The following is a 16,638-nucleotide window of genomic DNA, read 5'->3' as shown; positions in this document are numbered from 1 at the left end:
TTTTACACCTTGCTGCTTTTTTTCATTCTTTTCTTTCCTTCTCGACATAGCTCTAATAATGGGCATATGTCGCATTTGGGGCTTTTTGCTTTACAATGATATCTACCAAAAAAAATCAAACGGTGATGGGTATTACTCCATTTCTGTTTGGGGATTTTTCTCATCAGTGTTTTTTCCACTTCTAATACACTATCTTTCCATTTACAAATACCCAATCGTTTTGATACCCGTTCCACATGGGTATCTACTGCGATTGCCGGTTCACCAAAAGCTACAGATGCGACTACATTGGCAGTTTTACGTCCAACGCCTGAAAGTTTTTCAAGTTCTTCCTTCGTACTTGGTACAACTTCCCCATAATCTTCAATAAGTGTTGAACAAAGTTTTCTGATATTTTTAGATTTATTACGATATAAGCCAATCGATCGAATATCCTGTTGTAATTCGTCCAAAGACACATTCAAATAATCCTCAGGTGTTTTATATTTTTTAAATAAGTCTTTTGTTACTTTATTAACCAATGCATCGGTACACTGCGCAGATAAGACAACGGCAATTAACAATTCAAATGGATTGTCATGTACTAGCTCACACTCAGCATCGGGAAACATCTCTTCGATTTGCTCTAGAACTATATTTATTTCTTTTTTTGTTAACATGACTCTCCCCTACTCTTCTAACCAATTATAATATAGTGATTTATCATATGGGTGCTCTTTCTTTTCAGCACTACCAGTTTGATTATTCTGATGAAAGGCCTTGCTTGTTTTTTGAGCTTGTTGTACAGATTTAATTCCTTTTCGTTGCCATTCCATTAAAATCCGATCAATGTATTTAAAATTCACTTTACCCATTAGGACGGCTTCTCTTAAGGCGGCATAAATCATAGAAGTATCATGCTCGTCTTCATCTAACCAATTATTAATCATTTCAATCTCAAAAGGTGATAGTGGTCGGCCGAACTCTCTTTCGAATTTTTGAAACACTTCTCCCATATGGTGTTCTTCTTCTTTAGTCTCAGGTTCGTTTTCACTATATATTTTTTGCCATAAACGTTCTAACGAATAAGATTCTTTGATCATCTCGTCCCCTTTATCTTCTTCAATGGATAGTAAATCTCTTTGAATAAGCTGTCTTAATAAGGACGAACATTCCTCACTGGATATGGTTAAATGCTCTGCAATCTCTTCTGGTGTCGGAAAGAAGTTTCCTTTTTGTTGGGTGACATGAATTTGTAGAATGATTGCCAATTGACTTTCAGTAATGCCTAATGCTGCATGTTTTTCAATCAGTAGCATCGGGATATTAATCTGATCTTGAAGAATATATTGTAACTTTTGTTTCATTGTATGAGGCCACCTTCTATTGAATAAAATAACATATTAAAATAGTATAATCCTTTACAACGGATTGCAAAGGATTATACTCTATCACACTGATCATTATCTCCATTTACTATTTAAGGATATAATCGATTTAATAATCTTGGAAATGGAATGGTCTCTCTCACATGCTCTACGCCACTAATCCATGCTACCGTTCTTTCTAGTCCTAAACCAAAACCAGCATGTGGAACACTGCCATATTTACGTAGATCAAGATACCATCCATATGCTTCAGTTGATAGTTGATGCTCTTGATAACGTTGTTCCATTAAAGTAAGGTCGTCAATTCGAGCAGATCCACCAATGATTTCACCATATCCTTCCGGCGCAATCAGATCTGCACATAAAACGACATCATCACGATTAGGGTCAGGTTTCATGTAAAAGGCTTTAATATCTTTTGGATAATGGGTAATAAACACTGGTTGTTCAAAGCTTTCGGCAATCGCTGTTTCATGTGGGGCACCAAAATCTTCGCCCCATTTTATATCTGTAAAACCTTTTTCTTTTAGTATGTCGATCGCATCGTCATACGTGATACGCGGAAAAGGTTTTAACACTTTTTTTAATGAATCAATATCACGTTCTAACGTGCTTAGTTCTAATTTACAATGAGCTAAGACAGATTCTACAATAAAATGCACATAATCCTCTTGTATATCCAGACTCTCTTCATGGGTGACAAATGCCATCTCTGGTTCAATCATCCAAAATTCAATTAGATGTCTTCTTGTTTTCGACTTTTCGGCCCTAAATGTAGGACCAAAGGAGAAAACACGTCCAAGAGCCATTGCAGCTGCTTCCATATACAACTGTCCACTTTGAGAGAGATAGGCTTCTTCATCAAAATATTGTGTATGGAATAACTCTGTCGTACCTTCTGCTGCCGCACTTGTTAAGATAGGCGGATCAATTTTAATAAAACCTTCTTGCTGAAAAAATTGATAGGTCGCTTGAATAATTTGGTTTCTTATTTTCATGATAGCGTGTTGTTTTTTGGAACGCAGCCATAAATGACGATGATCCATTAAGAACTCTGGTCCATGTTCTTTTGGTGTGATTGGATAATCGTTTGATTCATGAATCAACTCAATATCTTTTACTTGCATTTCATATCCAAAAGGTGAACGAGTATCCTCTACTATCTTGCCGGTTACATATAGAGAAGATTCTTGTGTTAGGGATTTAGCTAAATCGAAGACTTCTTCCGTAACATCCGCTTTCACTACTACTCCTTGAATAAAACCTGTACCATCACGCAGTTGTAAAAAGGCAATTTTACCACTTGAGCGTTTGTTAGCAAGCCATACTCCTAACGTTACCTCTTGATTTAGATATGTCGCTGATTGGCTAATTGTTGTTTTCATTTCTCATCCTCCACAACCTGTTATTGATGATTTTCAACAAAACGTTTAATGCGGTTTGCTGCATCTTCTAGTTGGTCTAGTGAAATAGCATAAGAAAGTCTTACGTTATTTGGCGCACCAAAACCAGAACCAGGAACAAGGGCTACTTTTTCTTCTTCCAATAATGCCTTAACCCAATCATCAACTGAATCAAACCCGTTCAATTCTACTGCTTTCTTAACATTTGGAAATAAATAAAATGCTCCTTTAGGTTTTACACATTCAATTCCTGGAATTGCCACTAACCATTCGTACAATTTTTCTAGTCTTTCACTAAACGCTTCTTTCATCTCTTGTACTGGTTCCTGTGAGCCTGTATAAGCCGCTTCAGCCGCAACCTGTGCAATAGATGTAGGATTCGATGTGGAATGGGATGCCAAATTGGTCATTGCTTTAATAATTTGTTTATTACCAACTGCATAACCAATTCTCCAACCTGTCATCGAATGAGATTTAGATACACCATTAATAATCACGGTTTGTTCTTTTAGTTCTGGAGAGATTTCTGCAATAGAAACATGTTTTGTTGATGTATATGTTAGTTTTTCGTAAATTTCATCAGAAACAATTAAAATATTATGTTTTAAACATACTTTACCTAATGCTTCTAATTCCTCTTTTTCATACATTACACCAGTAGGATTACTTGGAGAATTTAAAATAACTGCTCTTGTTTTGTCTGTAATTGCTTGTTCTAATTGCTCAGGAGTTAATTTGAATTCATTTGACTCTTGTGCATCAACAAACACTGGTTTTCCTTCTGCTAATTTAATTTGCTCTGGATAACTTACCCAATATGGTGTTGGAACAATCACTTCATCCTCTTTATTTAATAGTACTTGGAAAAGAGTATATAGCGCGTGTTTGGCTCCAATGGTAACGATAATTTGATCTAAGTCATAAGAAAGATTTTGATCTTCTTTCATTTTCTGTTGAATCGCTTGTTTTAAACCAACTGTTCCCCCAGCTGGAGTATACTTTGTAAAGCCATCATACATTGCGTTAGCTGCAGCTTTTAGGATAGGTTCAGGGGTGTTGAAATCTGGTTCTCCAGCACCTAAGCCGATTACGTCATGACCAGCTTGTTTTAATTCTTTTGCTTTTGCTGTAATAGCTAAAGTAGATGAAGGAGTTAATGTTTGTACTCTGTTTGCCAATTCCATTGTTTTTATCACCTTTCTATTGTTGAAATGAGGGAGTTAATGTTAATCGATAATTCGATTTATCATCTAATAAAACATGTTCATAAACGAGTCTTTCGGATTGATCAAAATACTTTATTTCTAATACGGGCAGATCGTTATCCAATCCAATTGTAGATCCTAAATATTCACAATTTTGGCAACGGTCTTGCCACTCTGATAATAACTCATCTTGAGAATATAAAGATTCTTGACTAAATGTATCGAATTGCCACTCTTCGTCAATTTGATAAACATATACGTAAGCATCTTTATTATTTTCGGACTTGCCATCTAACACATAGTATAATTGATCGCCATGATATCTTTCAATGCTATGTACTTGAGAGAGATCTGTATTATCAATGGCCAGTAATTCAATGTCTTCAAATTCACTTGTTTTACTCTCCATTACATCTTGGTAGAGAGAGAAAAAATAATAACTTACTCCTATTACTATAAGGATACTGATAACGACTATTACGACAAGTTTATTATGTTCGATAAATGGTAAAGATAGCTTTTTCATTATTATCCTCGCTTAATGTTAGTCCAAACATGAGATCATCCTCTTTAAGTGTACGATTTAAACTATCGACAACTTTATACAAATCATCTGAATAGTCTAACTGAACAGTTGATAAAGTGGTTATTTTTGAGTGACCTATTTGTGACACCTCCAACTTTCGTAAAGTGAGACTTCAATCAGTGGGAGTTTTAAAATCCCACTGATTGTTAGCGAAACTTATCAGGAAGTTAGCGTCCGTTTATCCCCCACTTCGCTTCTTTGCTGTCGCTCGACTCTTGAAGTGGGGTTTTACGGACGTTTACACCGTGATAAAACATTCCATACTTTATTTTGATAGACTTTCGTTTTTTTTTCAACTAAAAACCTGCAAGATTTTCAAATATATATGCGCAAATATCGAGATGTTTAACTAACAGAGCTGTTTTCTGTTAGAATTTCGTAGTCATCCTTACTTAGGCGTACAAATACAGTTCCAGACTGTTTTAAAAAGTAAACATCAATCCATGTGGCATTTAATCGTTCTATTAACGATTCATTAATTTTATGTGTTTGACTAGGAAATATAATACTCATATATGGATCGATATGTTCAAGAAATTGTTGTGACGGTGAGTGACCACTTCCAAATGCAGCAACTTTTAAAATGTCAACATCTACCGTTTGCTTAATTAGCTTCTGCTCAATTGCGATATCCTTATCATTTAAAAATAAAATCGATTGTTGACCATAATTCATTAAAAAAGATATATCACCATTTTTGGTTTCATCAAGTGTTTGAATATGAAGATCTTTCCATAAATCAAATCCACTGTTGATTGACCACTTTTCCACTTTGAGATGTTCTGAGAAATTTTCATTCATGTGATTGGGTATTATAATTTTTTTTACTTGGTAATGCTCCAAGAAATATAATAAATTTCCAGTGTACTCTTCCGATTGGTTCGTTATGATAATTGTATCTATTTGGTCTACTTGTAGTTTGCTTAATTGTTGATATAATGTTTTTTGACTTCTTTTGCTTGCTGTATTAACTAATATATGCTCTCCTTCATGGTTCTTTAATAAACTGGCTTCCCCATGGGGTACATTAAAGAAGATAATGTCTAATTGATTGGCTTGTAAATCGGGAATTTCTGGAATTGCTTCTGCCGTTTTACACAGTGCTAGGCAACTTATTAATACAGCACCGAGGAGAATAGTTAATCTGTGCATACCGAAACCTACCTTCTCTTTTATAATATAAGTAGGTTTTCACAAAATGCCTCACATTATCAAATCCATTTATCAACAAGTTTTAACAAGTTTTGCATCTTATCATATCTGATCGGGATCGATGGTATTGAATTTATAAAAGTTTTGCCATATTTTTTGGTCATCAATCTTTCGTCAAATACAAATATGAGTCCATGATCACTATCTTTTCGTATTAAACGGCCAAATCCTTGTTTGAACTGCAATACAGCTTGTGGTAGTGCTAATTGCATAAAAGGATTTACGCCTTGTCTTTTTAAATAGTCCGCCTTTTTCATATAAACTGGATCTTGTGGTGATTGAAATGGTAATTTAACAATCACTAAGCAAGATAAATCATTTCCAGGAATATCTATTCCTTGCCAATATGCATTTGTTCCTAATAATATCGATTGATCAAATGCTTGGAACTGTTTGATTAATCGGTTACGACTCCCTGTCGTTACTCCCTGACCAATAATCATGTAGTCTGATAATAATTCTGATTCTTTTAGAATATAATAACTTTTACGTAACATATCATAAGACGTAAACAGTACCAACATTCTTCCTTTTGTTTGCTCTGCTATCGATATGATCGCTTCATTTATTGCATAAATAAAATCCTCATTATTAGGATATTGGATGGCTGGAAGATCATCAGGAATGAACAATTGAACATTATTTTGATAATCAAAATGGTGATCGACGATGTACTCATTAGCTGTTAAAGCATTTAGTCCAATTTTGTTTTTTATATAATCGAATGATTGATTCATCGTAAGTGTCGAACTAATTAAAATTATTGACTCTTTTGACAGAAATAAAAAATTACGTAATTCGTTTTGAATGGAGAATGGTTCCTGATGAATAAAAACTGCATTTTCTGCACCATGTTGATCAATTTCTAACCACGTAACTGATGCAGCATCACGATTAATTAAAAGTAACTGAAGCAAATCTTGTACGTGAATGAGTTGTTCTTTATCGTGTTGGTCATTTTCCTTTAATAATGCTGATAATTGTTTCAACATTAAACTTGCACGATCAATTATATCTTTGATTTCGGGTTGCTTATTTATCTCCCATACCGCTTTAAGTCTTCCAACGTCTGTTACCGCTTTTTGCTTTTGATTTTCATTTTTTACAAATTGAAATAAGTGTCGAAATAAAAGATCAATTTCATATTTGACCTCTTCTAATAAATTTGAAAAAGCCGGGTAATTCGAGTGATTCTTTTCCAATTGTTGAAAATGAGCGGTAAGTTCAAAATAACTTAAAGAAGCACCTAAGAAATTGGTGGCCACTTGATCTAATTGATGCGCTTCATCGATAATCAATCGCTGATAATTCGGCAATACTTTTTGCTCAGCCAGCATATCAATTGCTAATAATGCGTGATTGGTTACAACGATCTTAGCATGGTTAGCTTGATCAATCATTCTCCGGTAGAAGCAATAGTCTTTCCATATATCATTTACTTTTTCTTTAGTGACGACGATTTGATAAAAAATAGGGTGTTTCCCGATCGGAAATTGGATCTCATCTAAATCACCTGAAGAAGTTTCTGTTAACCAAATGATGATCATTGCTTTTAATAATGTATCTTGATATGAACGATGAGTAGAATCATGAAAAAATTGCTCAAATTTTTGTAAGCTTAAATAGTGATTTTTACCTTTAACAATACTTGTTGAGATTGGAATATTCAATTTCTCTAAATCTTGATCGATTAATTGTGATTGTAAATTAGTATTAGTGGTGCTAATCACCACTTTTTCGTTGCTAGATAATGCTTCATATACCGCAGGAATCAAATAGCCAATTGTTTTTCCTATACCGGTTTCTGCTTCAATTAAGGCATGTTCTTTTTTTCGGAAATGATCATAGATAGTCTCGCTTATAAACACTTGTCCTTTTCGTAATTCATAAGATGGAAATGCTGATGCTAATTTTCCATCTTCATTATAAAAATCTTCTATGAAGGTTGTATAATCAATATTAACGGTTGCTTCGTTTTTTAGATGAGTTTCATTCGGTTTCTTTAATGAAAACCCTCTGTATTCTACCAGATCCGATCTATCTTTTTGTTTATCTGATTTACATATTAACTCAAGATCCGTTCTAAGTGGTGAGGATAATGTTAGTAATTGTTCAATCACATTATTAGGTAATGCTTCTAATTTATTCAATAATAAAATTAATAAATCAGCCGTTACTAGAGCATCTGATATAGCCCGATGAGGGTTGTTATGTGTAATTAATAAAAATTCAGCTAGTTCATTTAATTTATAGCTTGGTGCTTTTGGCAGTAAAATTCTTGCTAACTCCACCGTATCAACTACATACGGATTAATTTTTTCTTTGCCCACTCGCTCCAATTCTTCATTAAGAAAAGTTAAATCGAATGGGACATTATGTGCGACTAGAATAGCATCAGCCAGTAACTCACTAAAGTCATCCACTACCTCTTCAAAAATAGGCTGATTCAACACGTCTTCATCTGTAATTGTGGTTAATTGGGATATGAAGGATGGAATCGATTGACCTGGATTTATGAGTTGGTTGTATTGTTTTATTATTTCTTTATTTTCAATAACAACAAGTGCGAGTTCGATAATTCGATCACCTTTTGTTGCAGATTGTCCTGTTGTTTCTACATCTATAACAACAAATTTTTGCAAAAGATCATCCCCGATTCTTTCAAATTACTCTACCATATCTCACCAAAAAGCAACTAAACCTGCACAAAAAACACAAACAGCATGTTGTGACGGTTAGTATAAAGGATTTAGATGAGTGTAAATCCAGCGCTACGGAAAAACACTCCCTTTCCGGGGGCACGGCCTCAGCTAACTTTGGGAAGAAGCCCACTTCCCAAAGTGGATCTTCAGCTCGTGCTGTTCCCCTAGGAGTGTCGCATTTTTCCTCCGCTTTGAGTAGAATTCTGTTCAAATACGATGTAATAAGCTTTGATATCCATATTGCAGCTGTTACTTTAGGTGTAGAACTCTTACTAAAGCGTAGTTTATTTACGTAGACTCTTGCGGGATCAGCGTCTTCCGAAGACCCCGCAGGAAAAGCGCTCTTTGCTTTTCTGAGGAGGCTGAGGTGACGCCCGCAGAAAGCGAAGTAAATGGACGGAGCTGTTGCGTTCCACTCATCACATTTTCAAAGTGAGCAGTACAGTTACTTCGCAGTTTAGTTTTTTGTGCTGATTTTAAAAAAGAAACTCTTATCGGTTGAGGATAAGAGTTTGGTAATTAGAGACTGGTGAATGGTGATTCTTGCTCTAATAGCTGTTTCACATTATTATCTTCATCCATCACTGCCACTTTTGGTTTGAATGTTTCAAGCTCTTCATCTGACAATATGCCATATGAAACGACAATAATAACATCACCTGGTTGGACAAGTCTAGCTGCTGCACCATTCAAACAAAAGACTCTGCTACCTCTTTTTCCAGCAATAACATAAGTCTCCAAACGAGCCCCATTATTATTATTGACTATTTGTACTTGTTCATGTGGCAATATGCCAACCTGTTCTATGATATCCTGATCAATGGTAATACTACCTATATAATTTAAATTTGCTTCTGTTACACGGGCGCGATGAATTTTAGATTTCATCATGGTTCGTAACATTTTCTTTCCCCCTAAATAATTGCATATGGCACTGTACCACTTGGTTCCACAATGATATTATCAATCAGTCTAGCTTTAGTAAACTGAACAGCAACTGCAATTATGATTTGTTGATTAATCTTTTCCACTGTATCTAATGATGGGAAAGTTAAGATATCAACATAATCTATTTTACCATTAGTGTGATGTTCTATATATTTCTTTACTTTCTCTTTTATCATAACAGGATTTTTTTCACCGTCAATAATTAATTGTTTAGCCTCTTTTAGGGCTTTAAATAGATAAATAGCTTCTTGTCTTTCTTTATCTGACAAATAGACATTGCGACTACTTTTAGCTAAGCCATCCACTTCTCTTACCGTTGGAACGGCTATTATTTTTACAGGAAAATTAAATGTGTCAACAAGCCCTTTTACGACTGCTACTTGCTGCGCGTCTTTTAAGCCGAAAAATACATAATCGGCCCTTGTTAAATGAAACAATTTGGTTAAAACTGTTGCAACCCCATCAAAATGATTGGGACGACTCTTACCACATAAGACATCTACCCGATCAGTTACGTGAAGCGTGACAACATCATTACCAGGATACATTTCATCTACAGAAGGCATAAATAAATAATCGACATCATGCTCTGCCGCAATGGTTTGATCAGTTTTTTCATCACGAGGATAGCGTTCAAAATCTTCGTTTGGTCCAAATTGACGTGGATTCACAAAAATGCTAACGATTAAAATATCTGCATATGTTTTAGATTGATCCATAAGTGTTGTATGGCCTTCATGTAAATAACCCATAGTAGGAACAAATCCAATTGTTTTATTTGCTTCTTTTAATTGACCGGTGATGCTAGTTAATTCTTCGATTGTTCGTATTATTTTCACCATTACTCCTCCAATTTTAACTCAATAGCTAATTGTCTATCCATGGCAAAAGTATGAGAGGAGTCAGGGAATTTTTTGTCTTTGACTTCGTTATGATAGTGCTTAATAGCTTGTTTTATATCGTGATCAATCTCATGATAAACTTTTACAAAAGAAGGTTTGAATTCGACACCGTATTGTAAAATATCATGAAAAACTAATACCTGACCATCACAACTTTTACCAGCTCCAATTCCTATCGTGGGAATAGCTAATTGTTTGCTAATGTGGGTTGCAAGTAAATCTGGTACACATTCTAATACTACTGAAAATGCTCCACTTTCTTCTAATGACTTGGCATCACTAATTAATTGTTCTGCTGTTTTTTTATCTTTACCTTGGATGCGATAACCGCCTAACACATGAACAGATTGTGGTGTTAATCCGAGATGCCCTACAACTGGAACACCTGCTTCGGTAAGTCTTTCTACTAAACGTAGTGTTTCCTGTGAAGCACCTTCTACTTTTAATGCTTGTGCATTAGTTTGTTGCATGATTTTTTGCGCATTTTCCATCGCTCTCTCTAAAGATAGATGGTAGGACATAAAAGGCATATCTACAACCGTAAAAGTATCAGGGGCTCCTCTTGTAACTGCCTTGCCGTGATGAATCATATCATCTACTGTAACCTCAATTGTCGAATTATAGCCTAGTACCACCATACCTAACGAGTCTCCTACTAAAATCATATCGATTTTTGCATCTTCTGCCATTTTAGCGGAAGGATAATCATAGGCAGTAAGCATTGTAATTTTCTCGTTTTCTTGTTTCATCTTTTGAAACTGTAGGGTATTTTTCACTCGAATTACTCCTTACCAATTAATTTCTGCACTGTAAATCAATTTTTCTACATTTTCCTCGTCTTTTACGATTAAAGCACCTTCGTTTGATATTCCCTGAACAGTTGCGGAAAAGCTAGCTTGTGTGGTTTTTATGAATATTTTTTCATGTAATTTATAAGCATGTGCCATCCATTTTTGTTTAATTGCTTCAAAACCACTATCTATGTACAGCTGGTATGCTTTTTCAAACTCTCGCAAAATAGTCTGTACTAAATTTGTTCTACTCCATTCTTGACCCGAAGCTATTTTTAATGATGTAACTTTTTCGCGAATTTCTTTAGGAAATTGGTCAATTCCTTGATTTACATTAATACCGAAGCCGATGATTAAATATTGAATTGCTTCTAATTCGGCCTGCATTTCCGTTAAAATTCCTGTTATTTTTTTCCCGTTAATAAATAAATCATTTGGCCATTTTATTTGAATAGACTGTCCTGTTGCTTGTTCCAGTGCTTCAACCAATGTAACGGCAACAAACAAAGTCATTTGCGATGCTTGATGTGGAGGAATCGCAGGTCTAAGTATGATGCTCATCCATATTCCACCAGAATCATCAGATACCCATGGTCTTTCCATTCTTCCTCTGCCGGCCAATTGTCGATCAGCTAGAATGATTGTACCGTGTTCCGCACCCTTTCTAGCTAATGAATGTGCTAAATCCTGAGTGGAGTCCACCTTCTCTTTAAAGATAATCGATTTCCCTAACCATTCTGTTTCTAGTCCCCATTTGATTGTAGTTTCATTTAGTTGATCAGGTTTAGCTAATAAACGATATCCCTTTTTAGGAGCTGATTCAAATTGATAACCATCTTTTTTTAGCTCATTGATATGTTTCCATATTGCTGTACGTGAAATATCTAATTGCTCTGATAAAGCTTGTCCTGATATAAATTGATGCTCATTTTCTGCTAAGATAGCTATTAACTCATGGCGTTTTTTATGAACCATTTTTCAACCACTCTCTTATCGCTGTTTTTGTATTATCGACCTTTTCTAACACAACTGCTTGTTCAACCTGAAAAAGTAACTCTTGAATCCATGAACCTTTGCTACGATCTGGAAAGAAACTGATGATGTCATTTCCGGTAACCACTAGTTCATTTCTGCTCTGAATGACAAGTGTTTTTTTCTCATTCAATAGATTTTGCATCGATATAGCATGATTTGAAGATAATTCTGTTAATACACAAAAGTCCTCACTTAAATGAAATGGCAGTTGATATACAATCCATCGTAATGCTTCTGATTGATACTGAAGTATTAATTGAACAAGCGTCTTACTATCTTTTTTAATTTGATTTGATAACTTCCACTGAGTTGTCCAGTCAGTTATTGCTATCTTTTGCACGCTAATATTCATATAGGCTATGAATACAGCGAAGCTAGGTAATGGTCTATGTATTTCTTTTATTGCAATTTCTACCTGTTTATCATTGTTTAAAAGCGGAAGATACTGAAATAGACCTGTAGAAAATAATGATTTTTTTGCTTCAAGAAAATAATTTCCTCTAATCGTCTTTTCCCACTCTACGGCTATTCGTTCAACAGCAATCTTTGATAACCTTTGTCGATTCTGTTGTATTGCCAAAAGTGCCGTTTTCTCTATTTCAAAACCCAGTTGGCTTTGGAAACGAATGGCACGCATCATTCTTAGTGCATCTTCGAGAAATCGTTCCTTAGCCTTGCCAACAGTTCGAATCAATTTATATTCAATATCTTGTTGACCATAAAAAGGATCTATCAATTCCAGAGACCGATTCATCGCAATCGCATTCATCGTAAAATCTCTTCGCGCAAGGTCATCCTGTAAGTTAGAAACAAACAATACGTTATCAGGGCGTCTCGAATCACTGTATGTCGATTCTGTCCGAAAAGTAGTTACCTCGAAGGATTCATTTTGGTAACGAACTAAAACAGTCCCATGTTGTATCCCTGTAGGAATTACTTTTGAAAAAATTCGTTGTACCTCTTCTGGATGTGCTGAGGTAGCAATATCAATGTCTTCTACTTTGCGTTGCAATATGGCATCTCTAACTGCACCACCAACTATATATGCTTGAAATCCTTGCTCTTCTAGATAGAGTATGACCTGTTGCGCTAATCGAAAATAGTTATTGGTCATAACTTTCACCTAGTACAGTCTGATATATCGTTTCATATTCGCTACGGATTCTATCGGAAGAAAATTGTTCTATTACGCGATTTTTGGAATTAGTTGAAAAATGTTCCCACTGAATAGGATCGTTTAATAATTCTAAGGCTCTTGCAGCAAATGCTTTAATATCTCCAAGTTCCTCGATATAACCTGTGACACCATGATCAATAACTTCAGGAATACCGCCTACATTGGAACCTATACATGGCACACCAGCGGCCATTGCCTCTAATAAAACTAAGCCAAAACTTTCTTTTTCCGACAAGAGTAGCTTAATATCAGCAATCGAAAGTAATTCAGGAATATTCTTCTGTTTGCCTAAAAAATGTACCACTTTGTCTAACTTAAGGTCTTTGACCATTTGATGAATTCGACCATATTCCGGTCCATCACCGATTAATAATAATCGTGTGGCCTTCTGTTGATTGATAATAGAAAATGTGTGAATAATATCCTCTAAGCGCTTAACTTTTCGAAAATTCGAAATATGGATGAGTACTTTTTCATCAGTGGAAATACCATATTTTTGTTTTAAGTCAACATTTTCTTGTTGATACTCTATTTCATTAACAAAATTATAAACCACGTGTATGTTTTGATTTGTTTCTAACATTTCTTTCGTTTGCTTCACTAGACTATGAGAAACAGCGGTTACGGCATCTGATTGTTCAATACCGAAACGGATCATTTTCTTTAAACTTAAATCTATTCCAAGTACGGTTATATCGGTTCCATGTAGGGTTGTTACGATTTTAACCGGATGCTCGGCCATTTGCTTTGCTAGGATAGCACAAATGGCGTGAGGCATGGCATAGTGAGCATGAATAATATCTAAATTCTCTGTATCAATTACTTCAGCCACTTTTGTAGCAAGTGCTAAATCATATGGTGGATACTGAAAAACAGGATAATGATTTAACTCTACTTCATGAAAATATATATTCGGATAAAATGAGTCCAGTCTGAAGGGCACGCTTGATGTAATAAAATGTATTTCATGTCCTTGTTTTGCGAGCATTTTTCCTAATTCGGTTGCAATAATTCCAGATCCACCAACAGATGGATAACATAGAATTCCTATTTTTAACATAATCGTTACCTACCTAACTTTTCCTCATTATTATTGTATATTTCGCCAATCGAAAAAGCCAGCATCCAAGGCTCTTATCATTACTTCCGCTCCACCTAAGTTTGTGACGAGTGGAATCTGATAAACGTCACAAAGACGCATTAAAGCACTAATATCAGGCTCGTGTGGTTGAGCTGTTAATGGGTCTCGGAAAAAGATAACTAAATCCATCTCATTTGTCGCAATTCTTGCTCCGATTTGTTGATCTCCACCGAGTGGTCCTGATTGAAAACGTTCAATTTTAAGTCCTGTCGCTTCACTTATTTTTTTTCCAGTAGTACCTGTAGCAAAAAGTGTATGATTTTTCAAAATAGTCGAATATGCAACCGAAAAATTAACGATATCGACTTTTTTCTTATCATGTGCAATTAATGCAATATTCATATCAACCGCTCCTATTCTAAAATGTTTTCTAAGCCATAAACTAAAATATCTAGTTTCATGACGTTATCTATCGCAAGTTTTACACCGGTCATAAATGATTCACGGTGAAAGGAATCATGCTTTATTGTTAAGTTTTCTCCAGATGAACCAAAAACAACTTCTTGATGTGCTACAAGGCCAGGAAGACGCATACTATGTATTCTCATACCATTCACATCAGCGCCTCTCGCACCAGATATTGTTTCTTTCTCATCGGGATGCCCTTGTTGTTTGGATTCTCTAACCTCTTTAATTAATGCAGCCGTTTTAATTGCAGTTCCAGATGGTGCATCTAACTTATTATCGTGGTGTTTTTCAATGATTTCTACATCTGGAAAGTACTTTGCAGCCCATTTAGCAAATTGCATCATTAAGACTGCACCCAAGGCAAAGTTTGGTGCGATAATAACCCCTACACCTTTTTCCTCGGATAAGTCTGTTAACTCTTGAAGTTGTTCTTCCGTAAAACCAGTTGTACCTACTACTGGTCGAACACCATAATGAATGGCAGTCTTTGTATGTAAATAACCGAATTCAGGGGTTGTTAAATCCACTAAAACGTCAGCTTCGACTGATTGAAAGCATTTTTCGATATCATTATAAATGGTTGCATCAAATTTAGGAAGTTCTTCAAAATCGCTAATCTTCTGTCCATCATATTTATGATCTAAACAAGCTACCAATTCAAGATCATCTTGTTTTTCGATCATTCGCAATGCTTCACTACCCATTTTTCCTCTCGGTCCAGCTACTACTACTCTTACTTTACTCATTCTATTTCCTCCTGTTGATCCAATCTTGTCCATCGGTTTTTGTCGCGAGTTTCTATTTTGTTCATTGTTTTTTCAAATGCTTCACTTAAACTTAATCCTTGTGAGTTAGCAAAACAAATCATAACAAATAATAGATCTCCTAATTCATCTTCAATTGTATTATCCTCTTCTGTATTCTTTTTAGGCTTTTCACCATATTGATGATTGACTTCTCGAGCTAATTCACCAATTTCCTCAGTGAAACGAGCCATCATACTTAATGGAGAAAAATAACCTTCTTTGAACTGTGAAATATACTGATCTACTCTCTCTTGCATATCTTGGATACTTTCTTTATTATACATTGCACACCCTCCATTGACAAAATAAAAAGAGATTGGGACATAAATAATTAATTTATACTCAAATACGAACGACGAAAAATTATTGTTGCACAATACAAGGAAACTGTGCAATAAATGATGTAGTGGTTTTGACATGATGTTTGTGCTTAGCAACCGCTGCGGCTTGTCCGCTTCCCTTTCCGCGGGTTTTTATCCTCAGCTAACTTTGGAAAGCAAAACCCGCTTGCCAAAGTGGATCTTCGGATAAAAACATCCCGCAGGAGTGGAAGCGGACGCCTTCGCTAATTTGATTTTCTACAACGCTAGCATGTACAGACATTATGTTATTTCTATCATGAAAAAATGTTTATTAAAGTAACAGCTCAAAATGCAACCTATTACAATAGTTGTAGAACCATTATATTAGTATAGGCCGCCCACTTTCACTCCTGTGGGAACGTTTTATCTGAAGATCCACTTTTTAAAGCGTTCTTTGCTTTAAAAAGTTAGCTGAAGATAAAACCCCACGGAAAGGAAAGTGGGCAGCCGGAGCAGGTGTTAAGCAGTTAAAACCATTTCAAAATGACTGCACAGTTTATTGCCCAGTATCTTCCGACTATGCATAAAAATCCAAACGATTCAATCTTAATCGTTTGGATTTTTGTATTTATAAAATTATTTTGTCACATCCT

The 16,638-nt window shown here is 35.3% G+C and carries 17 protein-coding genes; all 17 read right to left on the bottom strand.

What is annotated here, in order from left to right:
• Positions 1-2: 2 nt before the first annotated feature.
• Positions 3-659, bottom strand: coding sequence for an endonuclease III (gene nth, locus BN3107_RS10685; protein ID WP_058307611.1), 657 nt, complete (start codon positions 657-659; stop codon positions 3-5).
• A 9-nt stretch (positions 660-668) separates the two neighbouring features.
• Entirely contained in the window at positions 669-1,346 is a 678-nt protein-coding gene (locus BN3107_RS10680) for a DnaD domain-containing protein (protein ID WP_058307610.1), read from the bottom strand.
• Between the two features lie 113 nt (positions 1,347-1,459).
• A complete protein-coding gene (asnS, locus tag BN3107_RS10675) occupies positions 1,460-2,752 on the bottom strand; it encodes an asparagine--tRNA ligase (RefSeq protein WP_058307609.1) in 1,293 nt (430 codons plus the stop codon).
• A 20-nt stretch (positions 2,753-2,772) separates the two neighbouring features.
• Positions 2,773-3,954: a pyridoxal phosphate-dependent aminotransferase gene (locus tag BN3107_RS10670; protein WP_058307608.1), complete on the bottom strand. Its 1,182-nt coding sequence runs from the start codon at positions 3,952-3,954 to the stop codon at positions 2,773-2,775.
• Positions 3,955-3,970: 16 nt separating this feature from the next.
• Positions 3,971-4,501 carry a cell wall elongation regulator TseB-like domain-containing protein gene (locus BN3107_RS10665; RefSeq protein ID WP_148434709.1) on the bottom strand — a complete coding sequence of 177 codons (531 nt, stop codon included), beginning with the start codon at positions 4,499-4,501 and terminating at the stop codon, positions 3,971-3,973.
• The gene (locus BN3107_RS19405; protein ID WP_077065114.1) at positions 4,467-4,640 is read right to left on the bottom strand and encodes a YpmA family protein; all 174 of its coding nucleotides are present in this window, start codon (positions 4,638-4,640) and stop codon (positions 4,467-4,469) included. The genes BN3107_RS10665 and BN3107_RS19405 overlap by 35 nt, the downstream gene beginning before the upstream one ends.
• A gap of 266 nt (positions 4,641-4,906) precedes the next feature.
• On the bottom strand, positions 4,907-5,713 hold the full coding sequence (locus BN3107_RS10660; RefSeq protein ID WP_231735290.1) for a ComEC/Rec2 family competence protein: 807 nt from the start codon (positions 5,711-5,713) through the stop codon (positions 4,907-4,909).
• Between the two features lie 59 nt (positions 5,714-5,772).
• The gene (gene dinG / locus BN3107_RS10655; RefSeq protein ID WP_058307606.1) at positions 5,773-8,415 is read right to left on the bottom strand and encodes an ATP-dependent DNA helicase DinG; all 2,643 of its coding nucleotides are present in this window, start codon (positions 8,413-8,415) and stop codon (positions 5,773-5,775) included.
• 579 nt (positions 8,416-8,994) lie between these two features.
• Positions 8,995-9,378 carry an aspartate 1-decarboxylase gene (panD, locus tag BN3107_RS10650; RefSeq protein ID WP_058307605.1) on the bottom strand — a complete coding sequence of 128 codons (384 nt, stop codon included), beginning with the start codon at positions 9,376-9,378 and terminating at the stop codon, positions 8,995-8,997.
• Positions 9,379-9,389: 11 nt separating this feature from the next.
• Positions 9,390-10,262, bottom strand: coding sequence for a pantoate--beta-alanine ligase (gene panC, locus BN3107_RS10645; protein WP_058307961.1), 873 nt, complete (start codon positions 10,260-10,262; stop codon positions 9,390-9,392).
• A 2-nt stretch (positions 10,263-10,264) separates the two neighbouring features.
• Positions 10,265-11,101 (bottom strand): 3-methyl-2-oxobutanoate hydroxymethyltransferase, encoded by an 837-nt coding sequence (gene panB, locus BN3107_RS10640; protein ID WP_058307604.1) that lies wholly within the window; start codon positions 11,099-11,101, stop codon positions 10,265-10,267.
• 12 nt (positions 11,102-11,113) lie between these two features.
• A complete protein-coding gene (locus BN3107_RS10635) occupies positions 11,114-12,091 on the bottom strand; it encodes a biotin--[acetyl-CoA-carboxylase] ligase (RefSeq protein WP_058307603.1) in 978 nt (325 codons plus the stop codon).
• Positions 12,081-13,265: a CCA tRNA nucleotidyltransferase gene (locus BN3107_RS10630; protein ID WP_058307602.1), complete on the bottom strand. Its 1,185-nt coding sequence runs from the start codon at positions 13,263-13,265 to the stop codon at positions 12,081-12,083. Before BN3107_RS10630 ends, BN3107_RS10635 begins: the two co-directional genes overlap by 11 nt.
• Positions 13,255-14,388 (bottom strand): N-acetyl-alpha-D-glucosaminyl L-malate synthase BshA, encoded by a 1,134-nt coding sequence (bshA, locus tag BN3107_RS10625; protein ID WP_058307601.1) that lies wholly within the window; start codon positions 14,386-14,388, stop codon positions 13,255-13,257. The genes BN3107_RS10630 and bshA overlap by 11 nt, the downstream gene beginning before the upstream one ends.
• Before the next feature lie 30 nt (positions 14,389-14,418).
• Positions 14,419-14,811, bottom strand: a complete 393-nt coding sequence (mgsA, locus tag BN3107_RS10620; RefSeq protein WP_058307600.1) for a methylglyoxal synthase — start codon at positions 14,809-14,811, stop codon at positions 14,419-14,421.
• Between the two features lie 11 nt (positions 14,812-14,822).
• On the bottom strand, positions 14,823-15,623 hold the full coding sequence (gene dapB / locus BN3107_RS10615; protein ID WP_058307599.1) for a 4-hydroxy-tetrahydrodipicolinate reductase: 801 nt from the start codon (positions 15,621-15,623) through the stop codon (positions 14,823-14,825).
• Positions 15,620-15,967, bottom strand: coding sequence for a nucleotide pyrophosphohydrolase (locus BN3107_RS10610; protein WP_058307598.1), 348 nt, complete (start codon positions 15,965-15,967; stop codon positions 15,620-15,622). The genes dapB and BN3107_RS10610 overlap by 4 nt, the downstream gene beginning before the upstream one ends.
• Positions 15,968-16,638 lie beyond the last annotated feature (671 nt).

The sequence above is a fragment of the Gracilibacillus massiliensis genome (assembly GCF_001458115.1).
Classification (GTDB): Bacteria; Bacillota; Bacilli; order Bacillales; family Amphibacillaceae; genus Gracilibacillus; species Gracilibacillus massiliensis.
Note: the sequence above shows the minus strand (reverse complement) of the source record. Positions and strands in the feature narration are given on the sequence as shown.

What these genes read in the sequence shown, in the direction of transcription:
- mgsA (WP_058307600.1), bottom strand. Translation starts at nt 14,811, where the DNA reads ATGAATATTGCATTAATTGCACATGATAAGAAAAAAGTCGATATCGTT.
- BN3107_RS10630 (WP_058307602.1), bottom strand. Translation starts at nt 13,265, where the DNA reads ATGACCAATAACTATTTTCGATTAGCGCAACAGGTCATACTCTATCTA.
- BN3107_RS10610 (WP_058307598.1), bottom strand. Translation starts at nt 15,967, where the DNA reads ATGTATAATAAAGAAAGTATCCAAGATATGCAAGAGAGAGTAGATCAG.
- asnS (WP_058307609.1), bottom strand. Translation starts at nt 2,752, where the DNA reads ATGAAAACAACAATTAGCCAATCAGCGACATATCTAAATCAAGAGGTA.
- panD (WP_058307605.1), bottom strand. Translation starts at nt 9,378, where the DNA reads ATGTTACGAACCATGATGAAATCTAAAATTCATCGCGCCCGTGTAACA.
- BN3107_RS10665 (WP_148434709.1), bottom strand. Translation starts at nt 4,501, where the DNA reads ATGAAAAAGCTATCTTTACCATTTATCGAACATAATAAACTTGTCGTA.
- BN3107_RS10680 (WP_058307610.1), bottom strand. Translation starts at nt 1,346, where the DNA reads ATGAAACAAAAGTTACAATATATTCTTCAAGATCAGATTAATATCCCG.
- nth (WP_058307611.1), bottom strand. Translation starts at nt 659, where the DNA reads ATGTTAACAAAAAAAGAAATAAATATAGTTCTAGAGCAAATCGAAGAG.
- BN3107_RS10635 (WP_058307603.1), bottom strand. Translation starts at nt 12,091, where the DNA reads ATGGTTCATAAAAAACGCCATGAGTTAATAGCTATCTTAGCAGAAAAT.
- dapB (WP_058307599.1), bottom strand. Translation starts at nt 15,623, where the DNA reads ATGAGTAAAGTAAGAGTAGTAGTAGCTGGACCGAGAGGAAAAATGGGT.
- bshA (WP_058307601.1), bottom strand. Translation starts at nt 14,388, where the DNA reads ATGTTAAAAATAGGAATTCTATGTTATCCATCTGTTGGTGGATCTGGA.
- BN3107_RS10660 (WP_231735290.1), bottom strand. Translation starts at nt 5,713, where the DNA reads ATGCACAGATTAACTATTCTCCTCGGTGCTGTATTAATAAGTTGCCTA.
- BN3107_RS10670 (WP_058307608.1), bottom strand. Translation starts at nt 3,954, where the DNA reads ATGGAATTGGCAAACAGAGTACAAACATTAACTCCTTCATCTACTTTA.